16 protein-coding genes are annotated in these 23,817 nt (G+C 71.3%); 12 read left to right on the top strand and 4 right to left on the bottom strand.

Going from position 1 to position 23,817, the window contains the following annotated elements:
* Positions 1–49: 49 nt before the first annotated feature.
* From NQO67_RS21440 to NQO67_RS21430, 3 genes are all read left to right on the top strand, one after another.
* A complete protein-coding gene (locus NQO67_RS21440) occupies positions 50–1,705 on the top strand; it encodes a CYTH and CHAD domain-containing protein (RefSeq protein WP_255951719.1) in 1,656 nt (551 codons plus the stop codon).
* 127 nt (positions 1,706–1,832) lie between these two features.
* The gene (locus tag NQO67_RS21435; RefSeq protein ID WP_255951718.1) at positions 1,833–3,773 is read left to right on the top strand and encodes a TIGR03960 family B12-binding radical SAM protein; all 1,941 of its coding nucleotides are present in this window, start codon (positions 1,833–1,835) and stop codon (positions 3,771–3,773) included.
* Positions 3,774–4,446: 673 nt separating this feature from the next.
* On the top strand, positions 4,447–4,569 hold the full coding sequence (locus tag NQO67_RS21430; RefSeq protein WP_255951717.1) for a hypothetical protein: 123 nt from the start codon (positions 4,447–4,449) through the stop codon (positions 4,567–4,569).
* Positions 4,570–4,596: 27 nt separating this feature from the next.
* Here NQO67_RS21430 and NQO67_RS21425 read toward each other — a convergent pair whose 3' ends face one another.
* Positions 4,597–5,118, bottom strand: coding sequence for a hypothetical protein (locus NQO67_RS21425; protein ID WP_255951716.1), 522 nt, complete (start codon positions 5,116–5,118; stop codon positions 4,597–4,599).
* Positions 5,119–5,421: 303 nt separating this feature from the next.
* On the opposite strand from NQO67_RS21425, the gene NQO67_RS21420 reads away from it, so the two are divergent.
* Positions 5,422–6,240 (top strand): IS5 family transposase, encoded by an 819-nt coding sequence (locus tag NQO67_RS21420; protein WP_255951715.1) that lies wholly within the window; start codon positions 5,422–5,424, stop codon positions 6,238–6,240.
* Here the strand turns inward: NQO67_RS21420 and NQO67_RS21415 are convergent.
* The 3 genes from NQO67_RS21415 to NQO67_RS21400 form a co-directional block, all read right to left on the bottom strand.
* Entirely contained in the window at positions 6,197–6,751 is a 555-nt protein-coding gene (locus tag NQO67_RS21415; protein WP_255951898.1) for a hypothetical protein, read from the bottom strand. The genes NQO67_RS21420 and NQO67_RS21415 overlap by 44 nt on opposite strands.
* Positions 6,752–7,305: 554 nt before the next feature.
* The gene (locus NQO67_RS21405) at positions 7,306–8,925 is read right to left on the bottom strand and encodes a recombinase family protein (RefSeq protein ID WP_255951714.1); all 1,620 of its coding nucleotides are present in this window, start codon (positions 8,923–8,925) and stop codon (positions 7,306–7,308) included.
* A 196-nt stretch (positions 8,926–9,121) separates the two neighbouring features.
* A complete protein-coding gene (locus NQO67_RS21400; RefSeq protein WP_255951713.1) occupies positions 9,122–9,439 on the bottom strand; it encodes a trypco2 family protein in 318 nt (105 codons plus the stop codon).
* 153 nt (positions 9,440–9,592) lie between these two features.
* On the opposite strand from NQO67_RS21400, the gene NQO67_RS21395 reads away from it, so the two are divergent.
* The 8 genes from NQO67_RS21395 (at position 9,593) to NQO67_RS21360 (ending at position 23,709) form a co-directional block, all read left to right on the top strand.
* Complete coding sequence (locus NQO67_RS21395; RefSeq protein ID WP_255951712.1) at positions 9,593–11,086, top strand: procyclic acidic repetitive family protein; 1,494 nt, start codon at positions 9,593–9,595, stop codon at positions 11,084–11,086.
* A 371-nt stretch (positions 11,087–11,457) separates the two neighbouring features.
* Entirely contained in the window at positions 11,458–12,465 is a 1,008-nt protein-coding gene (locus NQO67_RS21390) for a TIGR03936 family radical SAM-associated protein (RefSeq protein WP_255951711.1), read from the top strand.
* Positions 12,466–12,697: 232 nt separating this feature from the next.
* Complete coding sequence (locus tag NQO67_RS21385; RefSeq protein WP_255951710.1) at positions 12,698–17,404, top strand: Rne/Rng family ribonuclease; 4,707 nt, start codon at positions 12,698–12,700, stop codon at positions 17,402–17,404.
* Between the two features lie 263 nt (positions 17,405–17,667).
* Positions 17,668–17,988 (top strand): 50S ribosomal protein L21, encoded by a 321-nt coding sequence (gene rplU, locus NQO67_RS21380; RefSeq protein ID WP_255951709.1) that lies wholly within the window; start codon positions 17,668–17,670, stop codon positions 17,986–17,988.
* 14 nt (positions 17,989–18,002) lie between these two features.
* Positions 18,003–18,257, top strand: a complete 255-nt coding sequence (rpmA, locus tag NQO67_RS21375; protein WP_255951708.1) for a 50S ribosomal protein L27 — start codon at positions 18,003–18,005, stop codon at positions 18,255–18,257.
* Positions 18,258–18,429: 172 nt separating this feature from the next.
* Positions 18,430–19,866, top strand: coding sequence for a GTPase ObgE (obgE, locus tag NQO67_RS21370; RefSeq protein WP_255951707.1), 1,437 nt, complete (start codon positions 18,430–18,432; stop codon positions 19,864–19,866).
* 353 nt (positions 19,867–20,219) lie between these two features.
* On the top strand, positions 20,220–21,737 hold the full coding sequence (locus NQO67_RS21365; RefSeq protein ID WP_255951706.1) for an FG-GAP repeat domain-containing protein: 1,518 nt from the start codon (positions 20,220–20,222) through the stop codon (positions 21,735–21,737).
* Positions 21,738–22,212: 475 nt separating this feature from the next.
* Positions 22,213–23,709 carry a D-ribitol-5-phosphate cytidylyltransferase gene (locus NQO67_RS21360; RefSeq protein WP_255951705.1) on the top strand — a complete coding sequence of 499 codons (1,497 nt, stop codon included), beginning with the start codon at positions 22,213–22,215 and terminating at the stop codon, positions 23,707–23,709.
* Positions 23,710–23,817: the final 108 nt, after the last annotated feature.

The following is a 23,817-nucleotide window of genomic DNA, read 5'->3' as shown; positions in this document are numbered from 1 at the left end:
AGCCCGCAGACCGCGGGGGCGTGCGAGGCCGATTCGGTGAGGCCGGGCCATGGTGGAGACCAAGCGCGAGATCGAGCGGAAGTACGAGTCCCACACGGAAGGGGACGCCCTTCCCGACCTCAGCCGTGTCCCAGGGGTGTCGTCCGTCCTCGACCGGGGCGTCGTGCACCTCGACGCCGTCTACTACGACACCCCCGACGGCCGGCTCGCCGCCGACAAGATCACCCTGCGCCGCCGCACCGGCGGCTCCGACGCCGGCTGGCACCTGAAGCTGCCGGTGTCCCTCGCGGAGGGGATACGCGACGAGATCCACGCCCCGCTGGACCAGGAGTCGCCCGGGCACCCCAAGCCGCCCGCCGCGCTCACCGGACTCGTGCGCTCCCGGACCCGGGACGTGCCGCTCATCCCCGTGATCCGCCTGCGCAACGCCCGCCACCTGCGCGATCTCCTGGACGTCGCGGGCGAACCGCTGGCCGAGGTGAGCGTCGACCGGGTGCACGCGGAGCGGCTGAGCGGGTCCGGAGGCGGCGGCACGGAGGGCGCCGGTGGCATCGATGCGGGTGACGCCGGTGGCACGGCGGAGTGGACCGAGACCGAGGTGGAGCTCGCGGACGGCGGCCCGCCCGAGCTGCTCGACCGGGTCGAGGACCATCTGCGCGAGGCCGGCTGGCGGCCGTCGCGCGCCGCGTCCAAGCTGGCCAGGGCCCTGGAGGAAACCGCCTCCGAGACACAGGCCGACCAGCCGGGCCAGCCCGACGGGGCGGACCCGTCCGACGGGGCGGACCCGTCCGACCACCCCGACCCACCCGGGCGACCCGGTCGGCGGCCCGGCGCCCCGGCCGAGCCGGAGCCGACCCCCGACGGGCCCGCCGCCGACCACGTCCTCGCCTACCTCGGCGCCCAGCGTGACGCCCTGGTCGAACTGGACCCGGCCGTCCGCCGCGAACTGCCCGACGCGGTGCACCGGATGCGGGTGGCCACCCGTCGGGCCCGCAGCGTGCTGCGGACGTACCGCAGCGTGCTGGACCGCACCGTCACCGACCCGATCGGCGTGGACCTGAAATGGCTCGCGGCCGAGCTGGGCGCCGACCGGGACCGCGAGGTGCTCACCGCACGGCTGACCGCCGGGCTCGACGCCCTGCCGCCCGACCTGCGCGCCGGCCCGGTCGGCGCACGACTGCACAGCTGGTCCGAGAGCCGGCGCGGGGACGCGCGGCACCGGGTCGTCGCGGTGCTCGACGGCGAGCGCTATCTGGCCCTGCTCGGCAGGCTGGACGCCCTGCTCGCCGCCCCGCCGCTGTGCGCGGCCGCGACGAAACCCGCCGAAGTGGTGCTCGGCAAGGCCGTCCGACGCGACCGCCGGCGCCTTCGCCGCCGCCTCGACGAGGCGCTGGGCCGGCCGCCGGGGGACGGCCGGGACGTCGCGCTGCACCAGGCACGCAAGGCCGCCAAGCGGCTGCGCTACGCGGCCGAGGCCGCCAGGCCCGCGCTCGGGTCCCGCGCCCGGCAGGACGTGGCGCGCGCCAAGCGCCTGCAATCCCTGCTCGGCGACCACCAGGACAGCGTGATGGCCCGCCACGCCCTGCGTGACCTGGCCGCCCAGGCCCACGCCGCGGGTGAGACCACCTTCACGTACGGGCTGCTGTACGGCCGCGAAGAGCACGGCGCCGCGGAGCACGAGGCGAAGCTGACGGCGGATGGGTGAGCCGCGCGTGACGGACGGGGCGCGTGAACGGCGGCCGTGGGGCCGCTCCGATCGTCGTGCAGGGGGCGAAGCCGGACGCGTTACGCTTAGGGATCGCCCTTGTCCGCTGATGAAGGTTCGCAATCAGATGCCCGTCGAGTCGGTGTTTCCGCAGCTCGAAGCGTTGCTTCCCCACGTACAGAAGCCGATCCAGTACGTCGGGGGAGAGCTCAACTCGACCGTCAAGGACTGGGACGAGTGTGACGTCCGCTGGGCGCTGATGTATCCCGACGCCTACGAAGTGGGCGTGCCCAACCAGGGCGTCATGATCCTCTACGAGGTGCTGAACGAGCGGGAGGGCGTGCTCGCCGAGCGCACCTACAGCGTCTGGCCCGACCTGGAGAAGCTGATGCGGGAGCACGACGTCCCGCAGTTCACGGTGGACGCACACCGGCCCGTCAAGGCCTTCGACGTGCTCGGCGTCAGCTTCGCCACCGAGCTCGGCTACACCAACATGCTCGCCGCCCTGGACCTCGCCGGCATCCCGCTGGAGGCGAGGGACCGCACGGCCGACGACCCGATCGTCCTGGCCGGCGGCCACGCCGCCTTCAACCCCGAGCCGATCGCCGACTTCATCGACGCCGCGGTGGTCGGCGACGGCGAGCAGGCCGTCCTGGAGATCAGCGACGTCATCCGCACCTGGAAGGCGGAGGGCCGGCCGGGCGGCCGTGCCGAGTTGCTGCTGCGGCTGGCCCGCACCGGCGGCGTCTACGTCCCCGCGTTCTACGACGTGGAGTACCTGCCGGACGGCCGCATCGGCCGTGTCGTGCCGAACCGCAGCGGTGTGCCGTGGCGGGTCGCCAAGCACACCGTCATGGACCTGGACGAGTGGCCCTACCCGAAGCAACCCCTCGTCCCGCTCGCGGAGAGCGTGCACGAGCGGATGTCCGTGGAGATCTTCCGCGGCTGCACCCGGGGCTGCCGGTTCTGCCAGGCGGGCATGATCACCCGCCCGGTGCGCGAGCGCTCCATCACCGGCATCGGCGCGATGGTGGACCGCGGCCTGAAGGCGACCGGTTTCGAGGAGGTCGGGCTGCTGTCGCTGTCCTCCGCCGACCACTCCGAGATCGGCGACATCGCCAAGGGCCTCGCCGACCGCTACACGGACGACAAGATCGGCCTGTCGCTGCCCTCCACCCGCGTGGACGCCTTCAACATCGACCTGGCCAACGAGCTGACCCGCAACGGCCGCCGCTCCGGCCTCACCTTCGCCCCCGAAGGCGGCAGCGAGCGCATCCGCAAGGTGATCAACAAGATGGTCACCGAAGAGGACCTGATCCGCACCGTCGCCACCGCGTACGGCAACGGCTGGCGCCAGGTGAAGCTGTACTTCATGTGCGGCCTGCCCACCGAGACCGACGACGACGTGCTCCAGATCGCGGACATGGCGACCCGGGTGATCCAGAAGGGCCGCGAGGTCTCCGGTTCGAACGACATCCGCTGCACCGTCTCGATCGGCGGCTTCGTGCCCAAGCCGCACACCCCGTTCCAGTGGGCGCCCCAGCTGAGCGCCGAAGGCACGGACGCCCGTCTGGAGAAGCTGCGCGACAAGATCCGTGGCGACAAGAAGTACGGCCGCTCCATCGGCTTCCGCTACCACGACGGCAAGCCCGGCATCGTCGAGGGCCTGCTCTCCCGCGGAGACCGCCGCATCGGCGCCGTGATCCGCGCCGTCTACGACGACGGCGGCCGCTTCGACGGCTGGCGCGAGTACTTCAGCTACGACCGCTGGATGGCCTGCGCCGACAAGACGCTGCCCGCCTTCGGCGTGGACGTCGACTGGTACACCACACGCGAGCGCGGCTACGAAGAGGTGCTCCCCTGGGACCACCTGGACTCCGGCCTCGACAAGGACTGGCTCTGGGAGGACTGGCAGGACGCCCTCGACGAGACCGAGGTCGACGACTGCCGCTGGACACCGTGCTTCGACTGCGGCGTCTGCCCCCAGTACGACACATGGCCACAACTGAGCCAGAGCGGTAAGAAGCTGCTGCCGCTGACGGTCAAGAAGTCGCCTCCGACCAGCTGAAACGGGGGAGCTGGGGTGGATGAGTCGCTGCGAAGCATTGCTGAGGCTGTGGCGGATGTCACAGAGGAAGATGTGATGGCGGTGTTGAGCACGCTCGGCTTGCAGAAGGGGCGGCAACAGCTGGCCCAAACAGCGCCTAGAACGCCGCTGCCGCCCCCTAGGGGCTCCTCGGCGGTTCAGTCCGAGGTGCAGTGGGTCTGAGGGCTGCTGTCCCCCGAGACGGCCGTCTTGCTGAGAGGCTGTTGTCTTTCCGATCTTGAGGGGTGTTCGTCGAATGGGAGTCTCGTTCGGGTGATCGCGGCCGGTGTCGGCATGGAAAGAGGGCCTCTTGGTAGCTCGAAGGTTGTTGAGCCACGAGCGGTCCAGGAGGCCCTGTTGCCGCTGTTGTACGCCGACGTCCGGAACGACCCCGGCTCCACCCCAAAGAGCGACAAGACCCTACCCGGCGCCGAGTCGACCGACCCGCTGCACCGCATCCCTCAAGCGGTCGGCGCCTCCCAGCGCACGCGTGTCGCGGACAGCCGCACGGTCGTCAGGGCCTACTGCAACAGCGGTGATGTGCCGGGCGGACCAAGCGGCGGAGTGCAGTGTGAGGAATTCTCCTTCGTGTCCAGTTACGAAGGAGTGGTCCGCTCCATGTACGACGGGGCCCCAGTACGAAAACGACTACTCGGTGAAGTACATCGACAGCCAGGAGAACGAAGAAGCCGGACGCCGGCTCCGCCGACTCAACGCCTGGTACAAGAACAACCGCATCATCGACAAGGATGCCTTCGTGATCGCCATCGGCGACTGACGAGTTCCTGTGTGGGCTGCCGCCGCGTCAGCTGGTCGGCGGCAGCCCGATATGTGAGTCGAGATACCAGACCTGCGCCAGACAGTACTGATCCACGCCTTCCAGGCCGACCTCGTTACCAGCTGCGGCATGCTCCAGGGCACTATCCTGCCCGTTGAACGGAGAGTGGAACGGGCCGTGTTCTGGGTTCAACGCCCATGACATTCGCATGCCGTATCGCCCGGGAGCGTCCAGCTCGATATCCGTGGGGAGGATCTCGCCCAGCGTGTAGATGCACAGGCCCCCTGCGGGGAAGAACACTTCGGCTTCCTCGCTGTGCGACCACGTTCCGATGCCGGGTGGGTCTCCCTGCCACAGTTCCACGCGCACCCGGGCATCGATCACGTCCGAGGGACAGTGCGCGTGGACCAACCCTTCGGCAGGGCGCAACCAGCGCCCTGCTGGCGCATCCGGGTAGTAGATGTCGCTCTCTCGCGATCGTTCGACCAGGCCGAGCGTGCTGTTCTCCACGAGAACCTCGACAGTCCCAGCGGCGAGCAACTGCCCCATACCAGTCCCTCCTGCCAGGTACACGCTCCCGCGGCACCGGCCTCGGATGCTTCCACCCGCGTAAGTGCTCGTTATAGTAACGATCCTGGGGTTTTCTTGATCGAACGCGCATCCCGATTGGGTGGTCACGGGTGCTGGGTGCATGCGAGTAGGGCTTCCTGAACAGCTCGTTGGTGTCGAATCACCCAGCAGTGTGAGGCCCTGATGTCGAAGTCTTCCGTGTCGATGTCCGGGCCGTCCAGCTTGGTCACCCGGGAGTGTGACTGCCTGGCTCACCGGTTCGGAAACGCCGCGGATCATCCGATGCGTGAGCGCCGGTATCCGACCGATCTGACCGATGCGCAGTGGGCGGCGGTCCGGCCGCTGCTGCCGGTGCCGGGCTGGATGCAGGGCCGCGGTGGCCGGCCGGAGGCGTACTGTCACCGCGCGATGCTGGATGCGGTCGGCTACCTGGTCGACAACGGCATCAAGTGGCGGGCGATGCCCGTCGACTTCCCGCCTTGGGACCGCGTCTACGCGTTCTTTCGGCGCTGGTGCGAGAACGCGCTGATCACCGAGTTCCACGACCGGCTACGCGGGCGGGTGCGCGAGAGGCTGGGCGGGGATTCAGAGCCGACGGTCGCTGTGATCGACTCGCAGTCGATCAAGGCGGATGCTGTCGTGGGACGGGACAGCCGGGGCTTCGATGGCGGCAAGCTGATCAACGGCCGCAAGCGACACGTCGTGGTCGACACTCTCGGCATGCTGCTGGGCGTGAGGGTCACCAGCGCGGATATGGGTGACCGTGCCATCGCGCAAGTCCTGCTCGCCCAGGTGGCCGCCACCCACCATCGCATCGCCCTGGTCTGGGCCGACGGCGGCTACACCGGCAGCCTCATCGAGCACTGCCTGACCGCGTTCGGCCAGGTCCTGGCGATCGTCAAGCGCAGTGACACCATGCGCGGTTTCGTGGTCCTGCCCAAGCGGTGGATCGTCGAGCGCTGTTTCGCCCACCTGATGCGAAGCCGCCGTCTGGTGCGCGACTTCGAACGCCGCACCACCAGCGCCGAGGCGATGATCTACTGGTCGATGACCTGGCTCATGATCCGCCGCCTGGCCCGGCCACACCCTGGGCAAGGGTGAACCCACCCGGTGTCGGCTCGGCCGCCCAGCCGCGGGCCACCAGCCGTTTCGCCTTCGACCGCAACGCTTCCACCCGCGCCGGCACCACCTCCATACCGAAGCCTCCGGCCATCTCCTGGCAGGTCATCGGTCCCTGCCCGAGCCGGGACCGGTCTGCAAGCGCCATGAGAATGTGCTGGTAGTCCGCCGAAAGCACCGACCCGTCCAGTCCCTCACACCACACCGGGACCTGCGCTCTCGGCTTTGTCTTACCGGGCACCGGCGCATCTGGGCTCACAGCCTGCCCCTCGGTGGCCAATGCCCCCTGGCCGGTTGACGCGGGCTCCGGACCAGTGTCGTCCCCAGAGGCCAGCACCTGGCCGACCCGCGAGCGGGCGATGGCCCATTCCTTCCAGTCCCGCTCGGCCAGGGCCAGCTCGGCCTGGATGCGGTCGGCTTCCTCCCGCAGCTCGTCCACCCGGCGGCGAGCGGCCAGCTCACGCTGTTCCAGCAGACCCATAACCGACGCCATCCACGACCTCCGCAGGAGCAGCAACACGACAGGCCACCACTCCCACGAGATCACCGATCCCATGCCCGACCAGCGAAAACACAGGCTTCAAGACCGGAAAGACAACAACCACTTACTCCACTACTTACGCGGCACTGCGCGCCGAACGAGCCCACCACATTGGGCATGCCGACAGCCCAGACGAGACCACGGACGCGCGCTGGCGCTACGTCGGCTCTGGCCACACATTCGGTGCCGATCTCATCGCTGCCGGTGTCGCTGAGGACATCGCGCGGTCCCGGCGGTTGGCCAGAGAAGCAGGGGATGAGGGCGGGTGGCGTCGATAACTGCAATGCCCGATGGCACGTCCCGGCGTCCCCGACATCTCTCCCCGTCTTCGCTCCCTCCCGCTGCTGACAGGGCGAAGTCCCTCATAGAGAGCGAAATCGTGATCGTGAGCGACGATGGGACGGAAGAGCCATTCGACCCTGGGGCGTGGTCCTCATGAGGTGAGCAGCCCCTTTTCCCGGTGTTGCACGGGAAGAGGGGCTCTGTTCGCGTGCGAACGACTTGGCTCAGAACGCTTCGGCGAACTCGTCTTCCTTGAGGATCAGCCGCTCTCGGACGTCCTTCCGGATCATGACCTTCATCTGGATGTGTGGCGCGCGCACGCCCTTGACCTTGGTCCGCTTGATCCTGCACTTCACGCCGACCCGGAGCAGATCGGCGCCCATGGCCTCCATGCCGCCCTCCTCCCAGCGCTCCCGGAACGACTTCCCGTTGTGTACGGCCACCCACCGGTCCTTGGTCGACTCAGGGTCGATGGACTCCAGTTGCCTGATGAGGTCGTCGAGGGTCTTCTCGGCCTTCTCCTGTGTGAACCGCGTCTTCGTGAATCGGCCCCCGGGCTCAAGTCCGGTCATGTAGTAGCTGACGGACTCTTCAAGGCGCTTCTGCTCCTTGCGGGCCTCGGCGCCCTGCCGGTACTCACGTGTCAGGACGGGCTCGTTCCCTAGGACTTTCAGGACGTCCTCGACGAGCTGGCCGTAGATGTCGCGGGGATTGGGTGCTCCGAGGCCCCCGCTCTTGCACTTGCCACACCGCAGATACTCGTATGACCTCCCCTTGTGGTTGGTCTTCTGGACCGTCATGTTGGTGCCGCAGTCGTGGCAGATCAGGACCCCGAGGAACTTCGTTGCGCCCCCAGTCGCGCGGGTGGGCTGGTTCTTCCCGCGGCGGTCCAGGGCGGCCTGAAGAGTCTCGAACTCCTCCTCCGTGAAGATGGGATCTGCCACCCGGATGGGCTTTGCGTCGCTCCCCAGAAGCACTTTCGAGCGACGTACGCCCCCGACCTTGTCCTCTTCTACGCGGTACCCCATGAGTGCCGGGTTCCGGAGCCGGCGCAGCATGGTCGTCGTCGTCAGGCCCGGCCCACAGAGGCCAGCACGGATGAGCACCTTGGACATGCGTCGTCCGGAAGCGGGCTTCGGTCGCAGAGCGGCGCGGCGGCACCAGTGAAGTGCCTTGTATGCGTCCTGGTTGATGACGAGAACGGTTCTGCCGTCCTCGTTCTCCGCTGTTTCGTAGCCGTACGCGGGCTTGCCCACAAGCCAGTCCGTCTGCGTCTTGACGTAGTCCCAGAGGTTGGCGACGCGGGTGCTCGTGTTGGCCGCCTCGATCTCGGCGATGCCACCGATGATGGTGACCATGATCTTCCCGGCTGTCGTGGTCAGGTCGATCGCGTCGTTCTTCGAGACCAGGTTCTTTCCGTACTTCAGGCACCAGTCGATCATGGTGCTGAGGTCGGTCAGGCGCCGCACGAAGCGGTCAAGCTTCCAGAAAAGGATCTCGTCGAACTCCGGCGCCCGGTTGTTGAGCCAGTCGCCAAGCTCCTTGCGCTTCCACGGTGGGACCTTCGTAGCCGACACGTTCAGGTCGCTCGCGACGCCGACGACTCGACTGCCGCGATCCAGAGCCATCCTGCGTAGATCGAGTTCCTGCCGTACAGGTGATGTCGTCTCGTCGGTCAGGACCGACAGCCGTATGGAGAGCAACGCCTTCGGGGCGTCGTTAGGCAGCTTGGTCTCGGCCCTTTTCAAGTCCTCAAGAACGGCCACGTCGGCTTCGGTCCACTCAGCCTGAACTTCGTACTGGTGTAAGCCCGTTGCGGCTCGCTTTTTGGTCCGGGTTCCCATGAGGGCACCGTACTGGATTTGGTGCTGTTGGTGTATGCCCGGCCATGGACACCGAGATCCAGGTCGGCCCGACCGGGAAGAAGCTGCTGCCGCTCACCGTCGTCAACTCGCCGACCGGCTCGAACGCCGCTTCATAAGCGGTGTTCGCTTCGTAAGCGGTGTCCGCGGTGACGCTGCCTCCCCTCGGAAGGGACCGTCACCGCGGACGCTGCGGAGCGTGCGCGCCGATCTGCTGGTCCTGGCCGTGCTCGTCGACCGGTTGCAAGGTGATCTTCAGGCGGGACGTGCTGCCGGTCGCGTGACCGGCCTTCGCCTCCGCGCTGGCGCTCCACGGCAGGACGGACACCTTCGCCCCGGCCTGGGCGTCCTTCTTGACGTCCACGGCGAACTCCATCTCCACCGGCCCGGTGCGGAAGTGGATCGAGTGCTCACGACCGTCGTCCATGGCCCGTTCCAACTCGGCCCGGATCGCACTGATGGCCTCGGACAGTCCCGCCCACGGTTCCTGCGTCATCGGCGGCCGCCCCCCTGTTGCCTGTACCGCTGATCTGATGGCCGGATGGCCGGTAGGCAGCGTATCGGCTGGCTCCCTTGGTGCCCCGCTCGATTGCTGCCCTGCTCGATCTCCTCAGGGATCCGGACGGCCCGCTGGTGCGTCCGGAGGGGTATGGACCTTGAGAAGGTGCCGGAGCCGTCGGGCGATCCGGAGCCGTCGGATGGCCTGGAGCCTTCGGGTGATCCGACGTCGCCGGAGCTCGCCCCGCAGCCCGCCCCGCAGCAGCCCGAGGGATGCCTCGTCGTGGCGATCCGCATGCCGGTGCGGATCGTGGCGTTCGGGCTGATCCTTCCGGTGCGCATGGTGTGGGACGCGCTCGTGACCGGCGGCCAGCTGCTGTGGCGCACGGTGCTCGCGCCTTCGGGGCGAGGACTCGCGTGGCTGTGGCGGACGTGGGTGGTACGCCCGACCGGGGCCCTGGGCGCGGCAGTGGTCTGGTGCGCGCGGCGGCTGATCGTCCAGCCCGCGCAGTGGGCGCACCGCCGGATCCTGGCGCTGGCCTGGCGGGCGGTGGTGCGATCCGTCAGAGGGCTCGGCCGGGGCGTGACGTGGCTGGCGCGGATGCTGGTGACCGTGCCCGCCGGCTGGGTGTACCGGCGTGTGCTCACGCCGGCCGGGCGGGCCGTCGTCCGGGTCCTGCGCGCCTTCGGTGCGGGCGTGGCGTGGCTGGTGCGGACCCTGGTCGTCCGTCCGGCCGGCTGGCTGCACCGGCGGGTGCTGGCACCGACCGGGCGTGCCCTCGCCCGCGCGGTGCGGTGGGTTGCCGCTGGATGCGTCCGGTGGGGTCGCGTGCTCGCGAGGCGGGCCGGCCGGCTGGCGCGCGCCATCGGCGGCTGGTTGGGCCGCGTGGGGCGGGCGACGGGGCGTCGGGTGGCCCGGGCGGTACGGGTGATGGGGCGTGGGCTGGCCCGGGTGGCGGGGGCCGTGGCGGGTGCGCTGCTGTGGCTCGGCCGGTTGGTCTTCGTGCTGCCGTGGGTGGCGCTCTGGCGGTACGTCGCCGTGCCGGTGGGGAACGCGCTGTGGCGCGTGCTGACCGTGCTGGTCGTGGTGCCCGCCGTGGCCGTGTGGCGCTGGGTGCTGGTGCCGGTCGGGCGGGTGATCGCGGTGGTCGCCCGGGAGATCGGTGCGGCGGTCGGGCACGCCTGGCGCGTCGCGGGGCATGTGTCGCTCGTCGTCGGCCGCGGGATCGCCTGGTGCTTCCGGCAGCTGGCGGACGGCATCGGATGGCTCGCCCGCTTCCTCGGACGGCTCGTGTCGGCGCTGCTGGTGCCGGTGCGCTGGGTGTACCGGGCCGTGCTGACGCCGCTCGGGCACCGGGTGCGCGACGCCGTGTGGCGGCCGGCCGCGCGGGCGGTCAGGGCCGGGCGCGCGAGCGTCAAGGAGGCGTCCGAGAGCGTACGGCAGGCGGTGCGGGCGGCGCGGGCGAGCGTGCGGGGCCTGGGCGGCGACCTTCGCACGACGGTGTTCGGCGCGCCCCGGGACGCGGTGCCGCAGAGCCTGCCACCGGCCAAGCCGGCGCCGCCCCCTTTCCCACGCCCGGACGACCGCGAACCACGGTCCACCGCACCCCGCCACGGTTCGGCACGGCACCGTCGCCGTCCGTAGTCACGGCCGCACCGCGCAGCCGGTGGGCCACGGCACCTGCCCGCTGCCGCCGGCCCGCACGGCGCATGGCCGGCACCCCGGAGCCCGTTCCGGGCAGTGCCGCAGGCCGTCGTGCGGACCGGCGCGGCCGGGGGCGGCTTCGCAGTGCGAGGCCCGAGGGGAACGCGACGGGCACCTGGCGCGTACTCTTGAGAGAAGGTCCGAACGCGTCTGGGCTCCGCCGGTGCGGAGCCGCCATCGGGCCGGCCGCACGGAAGGGCGTCAGCCGCCCGACCGCCGGACGGCCGGGGAGGCGCACGGACCGTGGAGCCACACAAGGAGACGTACCACTGGGCAAGCGACAGCCCGAAGGCCCGCCGCCCGCACCCGCGGTGCAGCGCATCCGACTTCGCTACACCAAGCGCGGCCGCCTCCGGTTCACCAGCCACCGCGACTTCCAGCGCGCTTTCGAGCGTGCCCTGCGCCGTGCCGAGGTGCCCATGGCCTACTCGGCCGGCTTCACTCCGCACCCCAAGGTGTCGTACGCCAATGCCGCACCCACCGGCACGGGCAGCGAGGCCGAGTACCTGGAGATCGCACTCACCGAGTTCCGCGACCCGGAGACGCTGCGCACGCTCGTCGACGTGTCGCTGCCGGACGGGCTCGACGTCCTCGAGGCCGTCGAGGCGCGCACGTCAGGCCTGGCCGAGCGGCTCGCCGCTTCGGTCTGGGAGCTGCGGATGCCCGGCGTGCGGTACGAGGACGCCGCGCAGGCCGTCGCGGCCTTCCTGGCCGCGCAGACGGTCGAGGTGCAGCGCAGGACGAAGAGCGGCATGCGCACGTTCGATGCCCGCGCTGCCGTCGTCGACCTGACGGCACAGCCCGCCGAGCCGGCGCCCGCGGACGGCACGGCGCCCACGGATCAGCCGGTGCCCGCAGGATCACCAGCGGCGTTTCGGCCAGCCCCAGGCGCGGTGAGCACCGCGGGAGCACCGCGTTCCACGGGGTACCCGGGAACCGCACGACCGGGCTTCCCGGGCCCCACCCGGCCGCCTGGCAGCATGGACACGGCGGCTGATAGGCCGGGGGACCAGCCCTGTGCGATACTGCGGCTGGTTGTCCGGCACGTGACGCCTGCCGTACGACCCGACGACGTCCTGTCCGGTCTCCACGCAGTGGCCGACCTGGCGCCGCCGGTCCCGGTAGCGGTGACCAGGCTGGCGCAGGGGCCATTCGACGAGGAGAACGGCACGGTGACCGACCCGCTCGCGCCCGACCGCGAGGCGAGCGCGGCCACCCCGGCCGAAGGCCGAGGGGCCGCTGGACTCGCCGCCGCGCAGGCTGGGGGCGCTTCCCAGGCCCTTCAGGACCTGGGCACGGTGCCGGAAGGCTCCGCGTAGGACCCGTCGACGCGCCGCCCTTGCACTCGGGAGCCACCTGGGTCGGGCAGCGCACCGACCAGAAGACTTTCGCCAGGCCGCACGTACATGGCGTGCGGAACCGGCGAGACAAGACACAGAGAGCTCCCGTGCGGCGCCCGCGCCCCGGAAGGCGGACCCGCGCTCACCGCGCGGACCGCGGACGTCACCGGGGAACAGCGGCGCCCGGGAGCCTGACGGGAGAACCGCCCGCATGCTTGAGCCGAACGAACCCACCCAGGGCTCGCAGAACAACAACTTCACCACTGCGGACACCCCGAGCGACACGCTCCCACCGCGTCGTCGCCGTGCCGCATCCCGCCCCGCGGGCCCGCCCGCCGCGCAGTCCTCCGAGCCGGAGACCGACGCCGGGACCCTCGCGGCATCCACAACCGCATCCACACCGGCATCCGCCCCGACTTCCGGGGTCCACACGGGCGCCGCAGAGGAGCCGGCGGCCACCGAGGCCGACTCCACCGCGGAGGCCGTGGAGGCCACCGCCGACGCGGCCGACGCCGTGACCGGCGAGGCGGCCGAGACCCCGGAGGCCACGGAGCCCGACGCCGCCGAGACCGCAGCCCCCGAGACCGGGGACGCCGTGGCGTCCGATGCCGCCCCTGCGGAGGTCGCCGCCGAGGTCGCCGAGGCCGTGGCAGCCGCGGAAGCCGCCATAGAGACCACCGCCGCGGCGGACGCACCGACCTGGCGGCGCACCCGTCGCCGCGCCTCCGCCCCCGCGGGCTCACCGAAGCCGGTGGAGCAGACCGCGCCCACCGCGCAGTCGACCGCCGAAGCCACCGAAGCAGCGCCGTCGGGCCACGGGACGTCACCCGCCGACCAGCCCGGCACCGAGCCGGCCGCCGCCGGCCCGTCCGACGCCGAGCCGGCCACGGACGCTTCCGCCGCCCGGTCCGCCCGTCGTACCCGCCGTCGCGCATCGGCGCCCGCGGGTGCGCCCCGGCCGACCACCGACGCCGACGCCGGCGCCACCGCCGGCTCGTCCGACGACCAGGGCGCCGAGGACACCAGGGCCACCCGGCCCGGCGCCGGCGCGGACGACGCAGCCCAGGCCGCCGAGCCGGTGTCGGTGCCCGCGAGCCGCACGCCGGCCGACGCGACGCCGACCGCGGAACGGGCTGCGCCGGCCGGACCCGCCGAGACCAGCGCGGCAGCCGAGGCCACCGAGACCGCCGAGGAGACCGGCACCGGCACCGAGGCGACCGCTTCCGAGGCGGACGCCGCAGACCCTGCCGCGTCCGCTGCCGACGACACCTCCGCCGACGAGTCCACCGCCGGGCCCGCCGACGCTCCCGAGGCCGGTGCTGCCGCGCAGGCCGCGTCCGGTCCGCGTACCGGCTCCGGCGACGAGCCCCCCGCCGGGCCGCCGCCCGCGGACGCCCCCGGCGGTTCCGACGAGCCGCAGGCGCCCCGGCGGGTCCGACGCCGGGCTACCCGCAAGGCCGCGGCCGGGTTCTCCGAGCCCACGGCACAGCAGTCCGTGGCGGTGTCCGCACCGCCCGTACCCCAGCAATCCGTACCCGACAAGCAGTCGTCCGCGCAGACGGCACAGCCTCAGGAGGCCGAGATGGCCGAGGACGAGACCCCCGCGCGGCCCGCGCGTCCAGCCGTCGCCGTCTTCCAGGCGCCGGTGTTCACCGAGCCGAAGTTCCAGACCCCCGAGCGTGCCGCGGCGCAGGCCGCGGCCGAAGCCGCCGAGGACGCCTACGAGGACGACGAGCCCGAGGTGTTCGACGAGCCGGACGAGGGCGAGCAGGCGGCGGAGAGCCGCACGCGCCGGCGCCGCCGGCGACGCGTCAAGTCCGACGAGCCCGCCCGGCGGTCCGCCGGCGGCTCGGGCGACGACACCGACGACTACGCCTCGGACTCGTCCGGGACGGGCGACGAGGACGCCGAGGGCGGCGTGGACGACGCCGCCGACGGCGACGAGTCGGAGGATTCCGGCGCACGCCGCCGGCGTCGCCGTGGCGGCCGCCGGAGGCGGCGCGGTGAGAACGCCGACGCGGAGCAGTCCGACGTCGACGAGTCCGCGGACGGCGACGGCCGGCACGCCGAGGACGGCGAGTCGGGCGACGAGTCCAAGGACGGTGCACAGGGGCACGAGGACGCCGCCGATGACGACGGCGAGTCGAGCAGCAGCCGGCGCCGCCGCCGTCGGCGCCGCCGCGCCGGGGAAGGCTCGTCCGAGGCCGACGGCACCACCGACGACCCGGAGCGCACCGTCGTCAAGGTCCGCGAGCCCCGCAAGAAGGAGGACCGCGCCAGCGCCCCCTCCGACGAGGTGCAGTCCATCAAGGGCTCCACACGTCTCGAGGCCAAGAAGCAGCGCCGCCGCGAGGGGCGCGAGCAGGGTCGCCGCCGGGTGCCGATCATCACCGAGGCGGAGTTCCTGGCGCGCCGCGAAGCCGTGGAGCGCGTGATGGTGGTGCGCCAGCACGGCGACCGCACCCAGATCGGCGTCCTCGAGGACAACGTGCTCGTGGAGCACTACGTCAACAAGGAGCAGTCCACCTCCTACGTCGGCAACGTCTACCTGGGCAAGGTCCAGAACGTGCTGCCGTCCATGGAGGCCGCGTTCATCGACATCGGCAAGGGCCGCAACGCCGTCCTGTACGCCGGTGAGGTCAACTTCGAGGCGCTCGGCCTGCCCGGCGGCCCGCGCCGCATCGAGTCCGCGCTGAAGTCGGGGCAGTCGGTGCTCGTCCAGGTCACCAAGGACCCCATCGGACACAAGGGCGCCCGTCTGACCAGCCAGGTCTCGCTGCCCGGTCGCTACCTGGTGTACGTGCCCGAGGGCTCGATGACCGGCATCAGCCGCAAGCTGCCGGACACCGAGCGTGCCCGGCTGAAGACCATCCTCAAGAAGATCGTCCCCGAGGACGCGGGCGTCATCGTGCGCACCGCCGCCGAAGGGGCCAGCGAGGACGAGCTGCGCCGTGACGTGGAGCGCCTCCAGAACCAGTGGACGGACATCCAGAAGAAGGCCAAGGGCAGCGGTTCCAGCGCCCCGTCGCTGCTGTACGGCGAGCCGGACATGACCGTCCGCGTCGTGCGCGACATCTTCAACGAGGACTTCTCCAAGGTGATCGTCAGCGGTGACGAGGCCTGGGAGACCATCCACGGCTACGTCTCCTACGTCGCCCCCGACCTCGCCGAGCGCCTGTCGCGGTGGACGTCCGAGACCGACGTGTTCGCCACGTACCGGATCGACGAGCAGCTGATGAAGGCGCTGGACCGCAAGGTGTGGCTGCCCAGCGGTGGTTCGCTGGTGATCGACAAGACCGAGGCGATGGTCGTGGTCGACGTCAACACCGGCAAGTTCACCGGCCAGGGCGGCAACCTGGAGGAGACGGTCACCAGGAACAACCTGGAGGCGGCCGAGGAGATCGTGCGCCAGCTGCGGCTGCGCGACCTGGGCGGCATCGTCGTCATCGACTTCATCGACATGGTGCTGGAGTCCAACCGCGACCTGGTGCTGCGGCGGCTGCTGGAGTGCCTGGGCCGGGACCGCACCAAGCACCAGGTCGCCGAGGTCACCTCGCTTGGCCTGGTCCAGATGACCCGCAAGCGGGTCGGGCAGGGCCTGCTGGAGTCGTTCTCGGAGACCTGCGCGCACTGCAACGGCCGCGGGCTGATCGTGCACATGGACCAGCCGCCCGCGGCGGGCGGTGGCAAGCGCAAGAAGCGCGGGCGCGCCGCCGAGCCGGAGCCGGCCGAGCGCGCACCGGAGCCCGTCGAGGTCGAACCGGCCGCCGCGCCCGCTGCCGCGGCCGCCGAGCTGCCCGCTGCCGCGGCCGCCGAGCTGCCCGCGGCCGCGTACCAGCCGATGCAGCCCGACGAGGAGCTGTTCAGCAGCGTCGCCGAGGCGGAGGCTGCCGCGGGACGCGGTGGGCGCCGCTCGCGCCGCCGCGCCACCCGTCGGGCGTCCGCGCCCGCCGGCTCGCCCCGGACGTACGAGTCCGAGGAGTCGCCCGCCGAGGTGCTCGTCGAGACGGCCGCGCCCGCGGCGGGGGAGCCCGCCACGCTCGCCGAGCCCGTCGAGACGGCGACCGAGCCGGGCCAGCCCCTCGCCGAAGCCGAAGCTGAGACGATCCCGGCGGCCCCCGCCGCGGAGGCCGCTTCCGCGGGGCGTGGCCGCCGGCGGGTCAGCCGCCGGGCGACGGCACCGGCGGGTTCGCCGGAGGTCGCCGAGGTGACGGTGACCGAGGGCGGCACCGTACTGGCCGAGCCGTCGGTGCTCGCCGAGACGCCCGAACCGCAGGTCGCCGTGGCCGAGGAACCGCCGGCCCCGGCTGCCGAGGAGCCCGCGGCGCCGGCTGCGGAGCCTGCTGCCGAGGGCGAGGGCGAGGGCGAGGGCGAGGGCGAGGGCGAGGGTGCGGGGCCGGCGCGTCCGCGCCGGCGCGCGGTGCGGAAGGCCACGGCGCCGACCACGTCCGAGGAGACGGCCGTCGTGGTCGTGTCCGCGTCCGAGCGTCCCGCGCCGCCCGCCGAGGCCGGAGAGGTCGCTCAGGTCGTCGAGGCCAACGAAGCGGCCGGCCGGGACGAGGAGGCCGCCGAGGAGGCTGCCGCCGACGAGGCTGCCGAGGCGACCGTCGCGGCGGCTGAGGGCGAGGGCGCCGAGGAGGGCGCTCCGGCTCGCAAGACGGCGCGCAGGACGACCAAGAAGGCGCCCGCGAAGGCCGCCGCCAAGAAGGCCACGGCCGCCAAGGCGACCGCCGCCAAGACGACCGCCACGAAGAAGACGGCGGCCAAGAAGGCGACGACGGCGAAGAAGGCCCCGGCCAGCAAGGCGGCCAAGGCACCCGCCAAGAAGTCCCCGACCAAGAAGGCGACGACGAAGAAGACCGCTGCGGCAGAGCAGCAGTCACCTTCCTCGGTGACCGCTCAGACCGACGAGGGCTGACGTATCGCCCGGCTCCCCGGTGTCGGCACACCGGGGGGCTGCGGCGGGCCCGGTTTGATTACTTGCACGGGGCCCCGTAACCTTGACCGTCGGCGTTTGTTCGCCACCCCTCTGAGCACCTTCCTCCAGGCGGGCCGCATCTGCGCCCACCCAGAGAGGCCACTTCCTCCGCCCGGGCAGTCCCCGTAGGAGCTTCGGGCCCCGGCCCGAAGCGGGTGGCTGGCATCAGAGGTCCCGCTTCGAGTACAGAGAGTGAGTTCCGCGTGTACGCCATCGTGCGCAGCGGTGGCCGCCAGCACAAGGTTGCTGTCGGTGACATCGTTGAGGTTGACAGGATTTCCACGGCCAAGGTCGGTGACGGGGTGGAGCTCTCCACGCTGCTGCTCGTCGACGGTGACACCGTGACCAGCGACCCGTGGGTGCTGGCCGGAGTCAAGGTCCAGGCCGAGGTCGTGGACCACCACAAGGGCGCGAAGATCGACATCCTGCGCTACAAGAACAAGACCGGCTACCGCCGTCGTCAGGGCCACCGCCAGCAGTACACGGCGCTCAAGGTCACCGAGATCCCCTCGGCCGCGAAGTAAGGGACTGAGAAGAGATGGCACACAAGAAGGGTGCATCGTCCACCCGGAACGGCCGCGACTCCAACGCCCAGCGCCTCGGCGTGAAGCGTTTCGGCGGCCAGGTCGTCAACGCCGGTGAGATCCTGATCCGCCAGCGCGGCACGCACTTCCACCCCGGCTCGGGTGTCGGGCGCGGCGGCGATGACACGCTGTTCGCGCTCCAGGCCGGTGCCGTGCAGTTCGGCACCTCTCGCGGCCGCAAGGTCGTGAACATCGTCCCCGTCGCCTGATCAGTCCGTTACCTGACCAGCTGGGACCACTGCCGAAGGCGGACCTTCCTCTCCGGTCACGGGGATGCGGGTCCGCCTTCCGCATGTGACGGCGCGCCGCCACGCGGCGACCCGCCGGCACCGGCCCGCACACCGGGCACCCACTCATCCGTCAGCACGAGAGGTTTCCACCATGACCACCTTCGTGGACCGCGTCGAACTGCATGTCGCCGCGGGTAACGGAGGCCACGGCTGTGCCTCCGTGCACCGGGAGAAGTTCAAGCCGCTCGGCGGCCCCGACGGGGGCAACGGCGGTCGCGGCGGTGATGTGACCTTCGTCGTCGACCAGTCCGTGACGACCCTGCTCGACTACCACCACGGCCCGCACCGCAAGGCCACCAACGGCCGGCCCGGCGAGGGCGGCCACCGCTCCGGCAAGGACGGGCAGGACCTGGTGCTGCCGGTGCCGGACGGCACGGTCGTGCTCGGCCCGGACGGTACGGTCCTCGCCGACCTGGTCGGCCACGGCACGTCCTTCGTGGTGGCGCAGGGCGGTCGCGGCGGCCTCGGCAACGCGGCCCTCGCCTCGCCGCGCCGCAAGGCCCCCGGCTTCGCGCTGCTCGGCGTGCCCGGGGAGGTGCGCGATGTGGTGCTGGAGCTCAAGACGGTCGCTGACGTGGCGCTCGTCGGCTACCCGAGCGCCGGCAAGTCGTCGCTGATCTCGGTGCTCTCGGCCGCCAAGCCGAAGATCGCGGACTATCCCTTCACCACGCTGGTGCCGAACCTGGGCGTGGTGACGGCGGGTGCCACCGTCTACACCATCGCCGACGTGCCCGGCCTGATCCCGGGCGCCAGCCAGGGCAGGGGCCTCGGCCTTGAGTTCCTCCGGCACGTCGAACGGTGCAGCGTCCTCGTGCACGTCCTCGACACGGCCGCGCTGGAGTCCGACCGCGACCCGGTCTCCGATCTCGACGTCATCGAGGAGGAGCTGAAGAGCTACGGCGGCCTGGACGACCGGCCCCGGATCGTGGTGCTCAACAAGATCGACGTACCCGACGGCCGGGATCTCGCCGAGATGGTCCGCCCCGACCTGGAGCAGCGCGGCTACCGCGTCTTCGAGGCGTCGGCGGTGGCCCACACCGGTCTGAAGGAACTGTCGTTCGCGCTCGCCGAGCTGGTCGCGCAGGCGCGTGACGCGCAGCCGCGCGAGGAGGGCACCCGGATCGTCATCCGTCCGAAGGCCGTCGACGACAGCGGCTTCACGGTCGTGTGCGAGGACGACGGCATGTTCCGGGTCCGCGGTGACAAGCCCGAACGCTGGGTGCGCCAGACCGACTTCAACAACGACGAGGCCGTCGGCTACCTCGCTGACCGGCTCGCCCGCCTCGGTGTCGAGGAGGAGCTGACGAAGGCCGGCGCCCGCGCGGGAGACGGCGTCGCCATCGGCCCCCAGGAGAACGCGGTCGTCTTCGACTGGGAGCCGACCATGCTGGCCGGCGCGGAAATGCTCGGCCGCCGCGGCGAGGACCACCGCCTCGAAGCCCCCCGCCCGGCCGCCCAACGCCGCCGGGACCGCGAGGCGGAACGCGACGAGGTGGAGCGCGAGTACGACGAGTTCCGGCCGTTCTGACGCCCTTTGTTCACCCGGACCGCATACGGCCGGAGCCCTCGCCGTGCCGCGAGACCCGCCCAACAGGTCCGTGCACCAAGGGAGTTACTCAATCGTGAACAGGAGGTTGCGCCGGGGTGTGCAACCCTCCGTGCTCCTGACAGGTCAGAAAAGGCGTGTGACGCGCTCTTGACACGCGTCACACGCCTTTCACCTTTTCGACGTTCTGCGTTCCAGGGAGCAAGGAGCAGCGTGACGCCGTTCGTGCGGGTCGCGGGGGCCGGTGGTCATGGGCGTTTTCAGGCCCGTGGGCACCGTGCCGTGAGCACCGGCCGGGCCCTGCGGGCGATCACGTCCGGTCCGGGAGGATATTGATGAACCTACGCAAGGCGGCAGGCGGCATCGGCCTGATGGCGGCGATCGCGGTGAGCCTGTCGGTGACCGCGCCCGCGGCCTCGGCGCAGCCCACCAGCAGCGACACCACGACCGGCGCCGAACTCCAGGACGACTTCAACGGCGACGGCTACTCCGACGTAGCCTTCCCCGTGCCCGCCGCGGGCCTGAAGAGCTACGAGGGGAACCAGGACGGGGGCGGTGCGGCGTACGACGGCTACGTGGCCGTCATGTACGGCTCGGCCGACGGCCTCCAGACCTCCTCCAAGCAGGTCTTCGACCAGGAGAAGCCCGGAATACCCGGAGACGCCGCGCAGGGCGACGCCTACGGCAGCTCCGTCACCTCCGCCGACCTCGACCAGGACGGGTACGCGGACCTGATCGTCGGAGCCGGCGGTGACGACGGGGGCCGCGGGTCGCTCTCGGTCATCTGGGGCGGCCCGGACGGGCTGTCCGACTCGACCTGGCTGGCCCAGGGCGACGCCTACGACGACGGGATCGGTCACCTAGCCGAGGCCGGCGACTTCAACGGCGACGGCACCCCCGACGTCGTGACCAGTTTCGGGGACACCGGCCTGCACGTCCTGACCGGCCCCTTCGACCGCACCGGCGCGCCGGCCGGAGGCACCCGGGCGGTCGACGGACCCGCCGGGGACGACTGGATGACCGACCTCGCCGCGGGCGACGTGAACGGCGACGGCGTCACGGACCTCGTCTCCACCACCGGCAGGGACGACGCAAGCCGCGTCGCCTACTGGGCGGGCAGCCCCGACGGCCTCACCGCCGGCGCCTCCGTCAGCGGTCTCGACGGCGCCGGTGACAACCTGGACGTCGGCGATGTGAACGGCGACCACCACGCCGACATCGTCATCGGCCGCCCGGACGGCAACTTCGGCAGCGAGAACCCGCTCCCGGCGGCCAAGGGCGGCATGGTCACCTACGTGCCGGGCAGCGCCGACGGACCCGTTCCCGCGGGGGCCACCCGGATCAACCAGGACACCGCCGGAGTGCCGGGCGTCGCCGAGGAGGACGAAGCCGACGGCTCCTGCGACCAGTTCGGCGCCGGTGTCTCGGTGGGCGACATCGACGGTGACGGCTATGCGGACGTGTCCGTCGGGGTGCGCGCCGAGACCTACGACGACATCGAGATGACCGGCGCCGCGGTCACGCTGCGGGGCACCGCGGACGGTCTGACCGGCGCGGGCGCGCAGGTCTTCAGCGAGGACACCGCCGGCGTGCCCGGCATCCCGCAGGCCTGGGACTTCTTCGGGTCGGCCACCAAGCTCACCGACACCGACGGCGACGGCATGGCCGACCTGGTCGTCGGGGCGTCGGGCGAGGGCGAGAGCGGCGACGAGGACACCACCGACGGCTCGATCTGGGTGTTGAAGGCGACGGCGGACGGGGTGACGCCGGACGGTTCGTTCACCTTCGGCGTCCGCACGCTGGGCGTCCCCGCGCACAACGGCGGCGGACTCGGCTCGGAGTTCGCCTCCTGATCCGCTGCCACGTGTCGTGCCCCGGAGCCGGACATCGGCTCCGGGGTGGCCGCCCGGGACACCCGGCGTCGGCCCGGGCCGGTGGACGTTCCCGGCGCGTCCTCGCCACCCGACGTGCCCCCGTCCACCGGCCCGCACCCGTCGCCCGGCACCGCGGCGTGCCGCACCTCGCAACCCGTGGCCGACGCGGTGTGCCCCGCCGGCCCGCTGTCCCCTGCCGGGCGCCGCTCGTCCAGGCGCCTCAGAGCCGTACGTTCGCGGGCGGGGTCTTCGGGGAAGCCGCACATCACACGCGAAATCTCCTTATGGAATCGGTCACATCACCTCAAAGAGGGCGTCATGCGAACCCCCGCTCCTGGCAAGGTGAACCGGTCCTTGCGTGCACATGTGCGGTGCACGTCGCTCACCTTGCATGTCGGAAACCCCGAGTGAGACGATCGCCGGGTTCCCAGTCGCCCCGAGGTAGGTAAGCTCTGTGTCCCAGGTCATAGCCAAGCCCCGTACCACCGCAGTGATCCTGGCCGGTGGCACCGGCCAGCGCGTGGGTCTGTCGATTCCGAAGCAGTTGCTGAAGATCGCCGGTAAGGCCGTCATCGAGCACACGCTGACCACCTTCGAGCACGCCGACTCCATCGACGACGTGATCGTGCTCATGGCGCCGGGCTTCGTGCCGGACGTGGAGAAGATCGTCGCCAAGGCCGGCTTCCAGAAGGTCTCCAAGATCATCGAGGGCGGCTCGACCAGGAACGAGACCACCGAGCGCGCCATCGAGGCGCTGGGTGAGGGCCTGGCCGAGGGCGAGGACCGCAATCTGCTCTTCCATGACGCGGTGCGCCCGCTGCTGTCACAGCGCGTGATCGACGACTGCGTCAAGGCCCTGGAGCGCTACCAGGCCGTCGACGTCGCCATCCCCTCCGCCGACACGATCATCGTCACCCGCACCCATGGCGAGGACGGCGAGTTCATCACGGAGATCCCGGACCGCTCCCGGCTGCGCCGCGGCCAGACCCCGCAGGCCTTCAAGCTCTCCACCATCCGCCGGGCGTACGAGGTCGCCGCGAGCGACCCGAACTTCCAGGCCACCGACGACTGCTCCGTGGTCCTCAAGTACCTGCCGGACGTGCCGATCCACGTCGTCGCCGGTGACGAGTTCAACATGAAGGTCACCCAGCCCGTCGACGTCTTCATCGCCGACAAGCTCTTCCAGCTCGCCTCCGGCGCCGCCCCCGAGCAGTCCGGCGATGAGGCCTACCGCGAGCTGCTGACCGGCAAGACCGTGGTGGTCTTCGGAGGCTCGTACGGCATCGGCAAGGACATCGCCGAGCTCGCCGAGAGCTACGGCGCCAAGGCCTACGCCCTGGGTCGCTCCACCACCGGCACGCACGTGGAGAACCCGGAGCACGTCGACGACGCCCTCTCCAAGGCGTACGCCGAGACCGGCCGCGTCGACTACGTGATCAACACCGCCGGGGTGCTGCGCATCGGCAAGCTCGCCGAGACCGACAACGCCACCATCGAGGAAGCCCTCAAGGTCAACTACCTCGCGCCGGTGCAGATCGCCCGCGCCTCGTACAAGTACCTCGCGGAGACCAAGGGCCAGCTGCTGCTGTACACCTCCAGCAGCTACACGCGCGGTCGCGCCGAGTACAGCCTGTACTCGTCCACCAAGGCCGCCATGGTCAACCTCACCCAGGCGCTCTCCGACGAGTGGGCCGGCGACGGCATACGCGTCAACTGCATCAACCCCGAGCGCACCGCCACCCCCATGCGCACCAAGGCCTTCGGCCAGGAGCCCGCCGGGTCGCTGCTCTCTTCCGACGCCGTGGCCCGCGCCTCGCTGGACGTACTGATCTCCGAGCTGACCGGCCATGTCATCGACGTGCGGCAGCAGGACCCCACCAAGCCCGCACACGAGGCCTCCGGCTTCGAGCAGGCGCTGGCCGCCGTCCTCGACCGACATGAGGCCATGTAATATCACTCGACATCTTGGATCCGGGCCTTCGAGGCCGCTCTCGCGGCGGTCTTGGGGGCCCCTGTCCGTCAAGGCCGGGTTTCACACGATGCGCATGCTCCGCACAGT

The sequence above is a fragment of the Streptomyces odontomachi genome (assembly GCF_024435355.1).
In the GTDB taxonomy this organism is placed as follows: domain Bacteria; phylum Actinomycetota; class Actinomycetes; order Streptomycetales; family Streptomycetaceae; genus Streptomyces; species Streptomyces odontomachi.
Note: the sequence above shows the minus strand (reverse complement) of the source record. Positions and strands in the feature narration are given on the sequence as shown.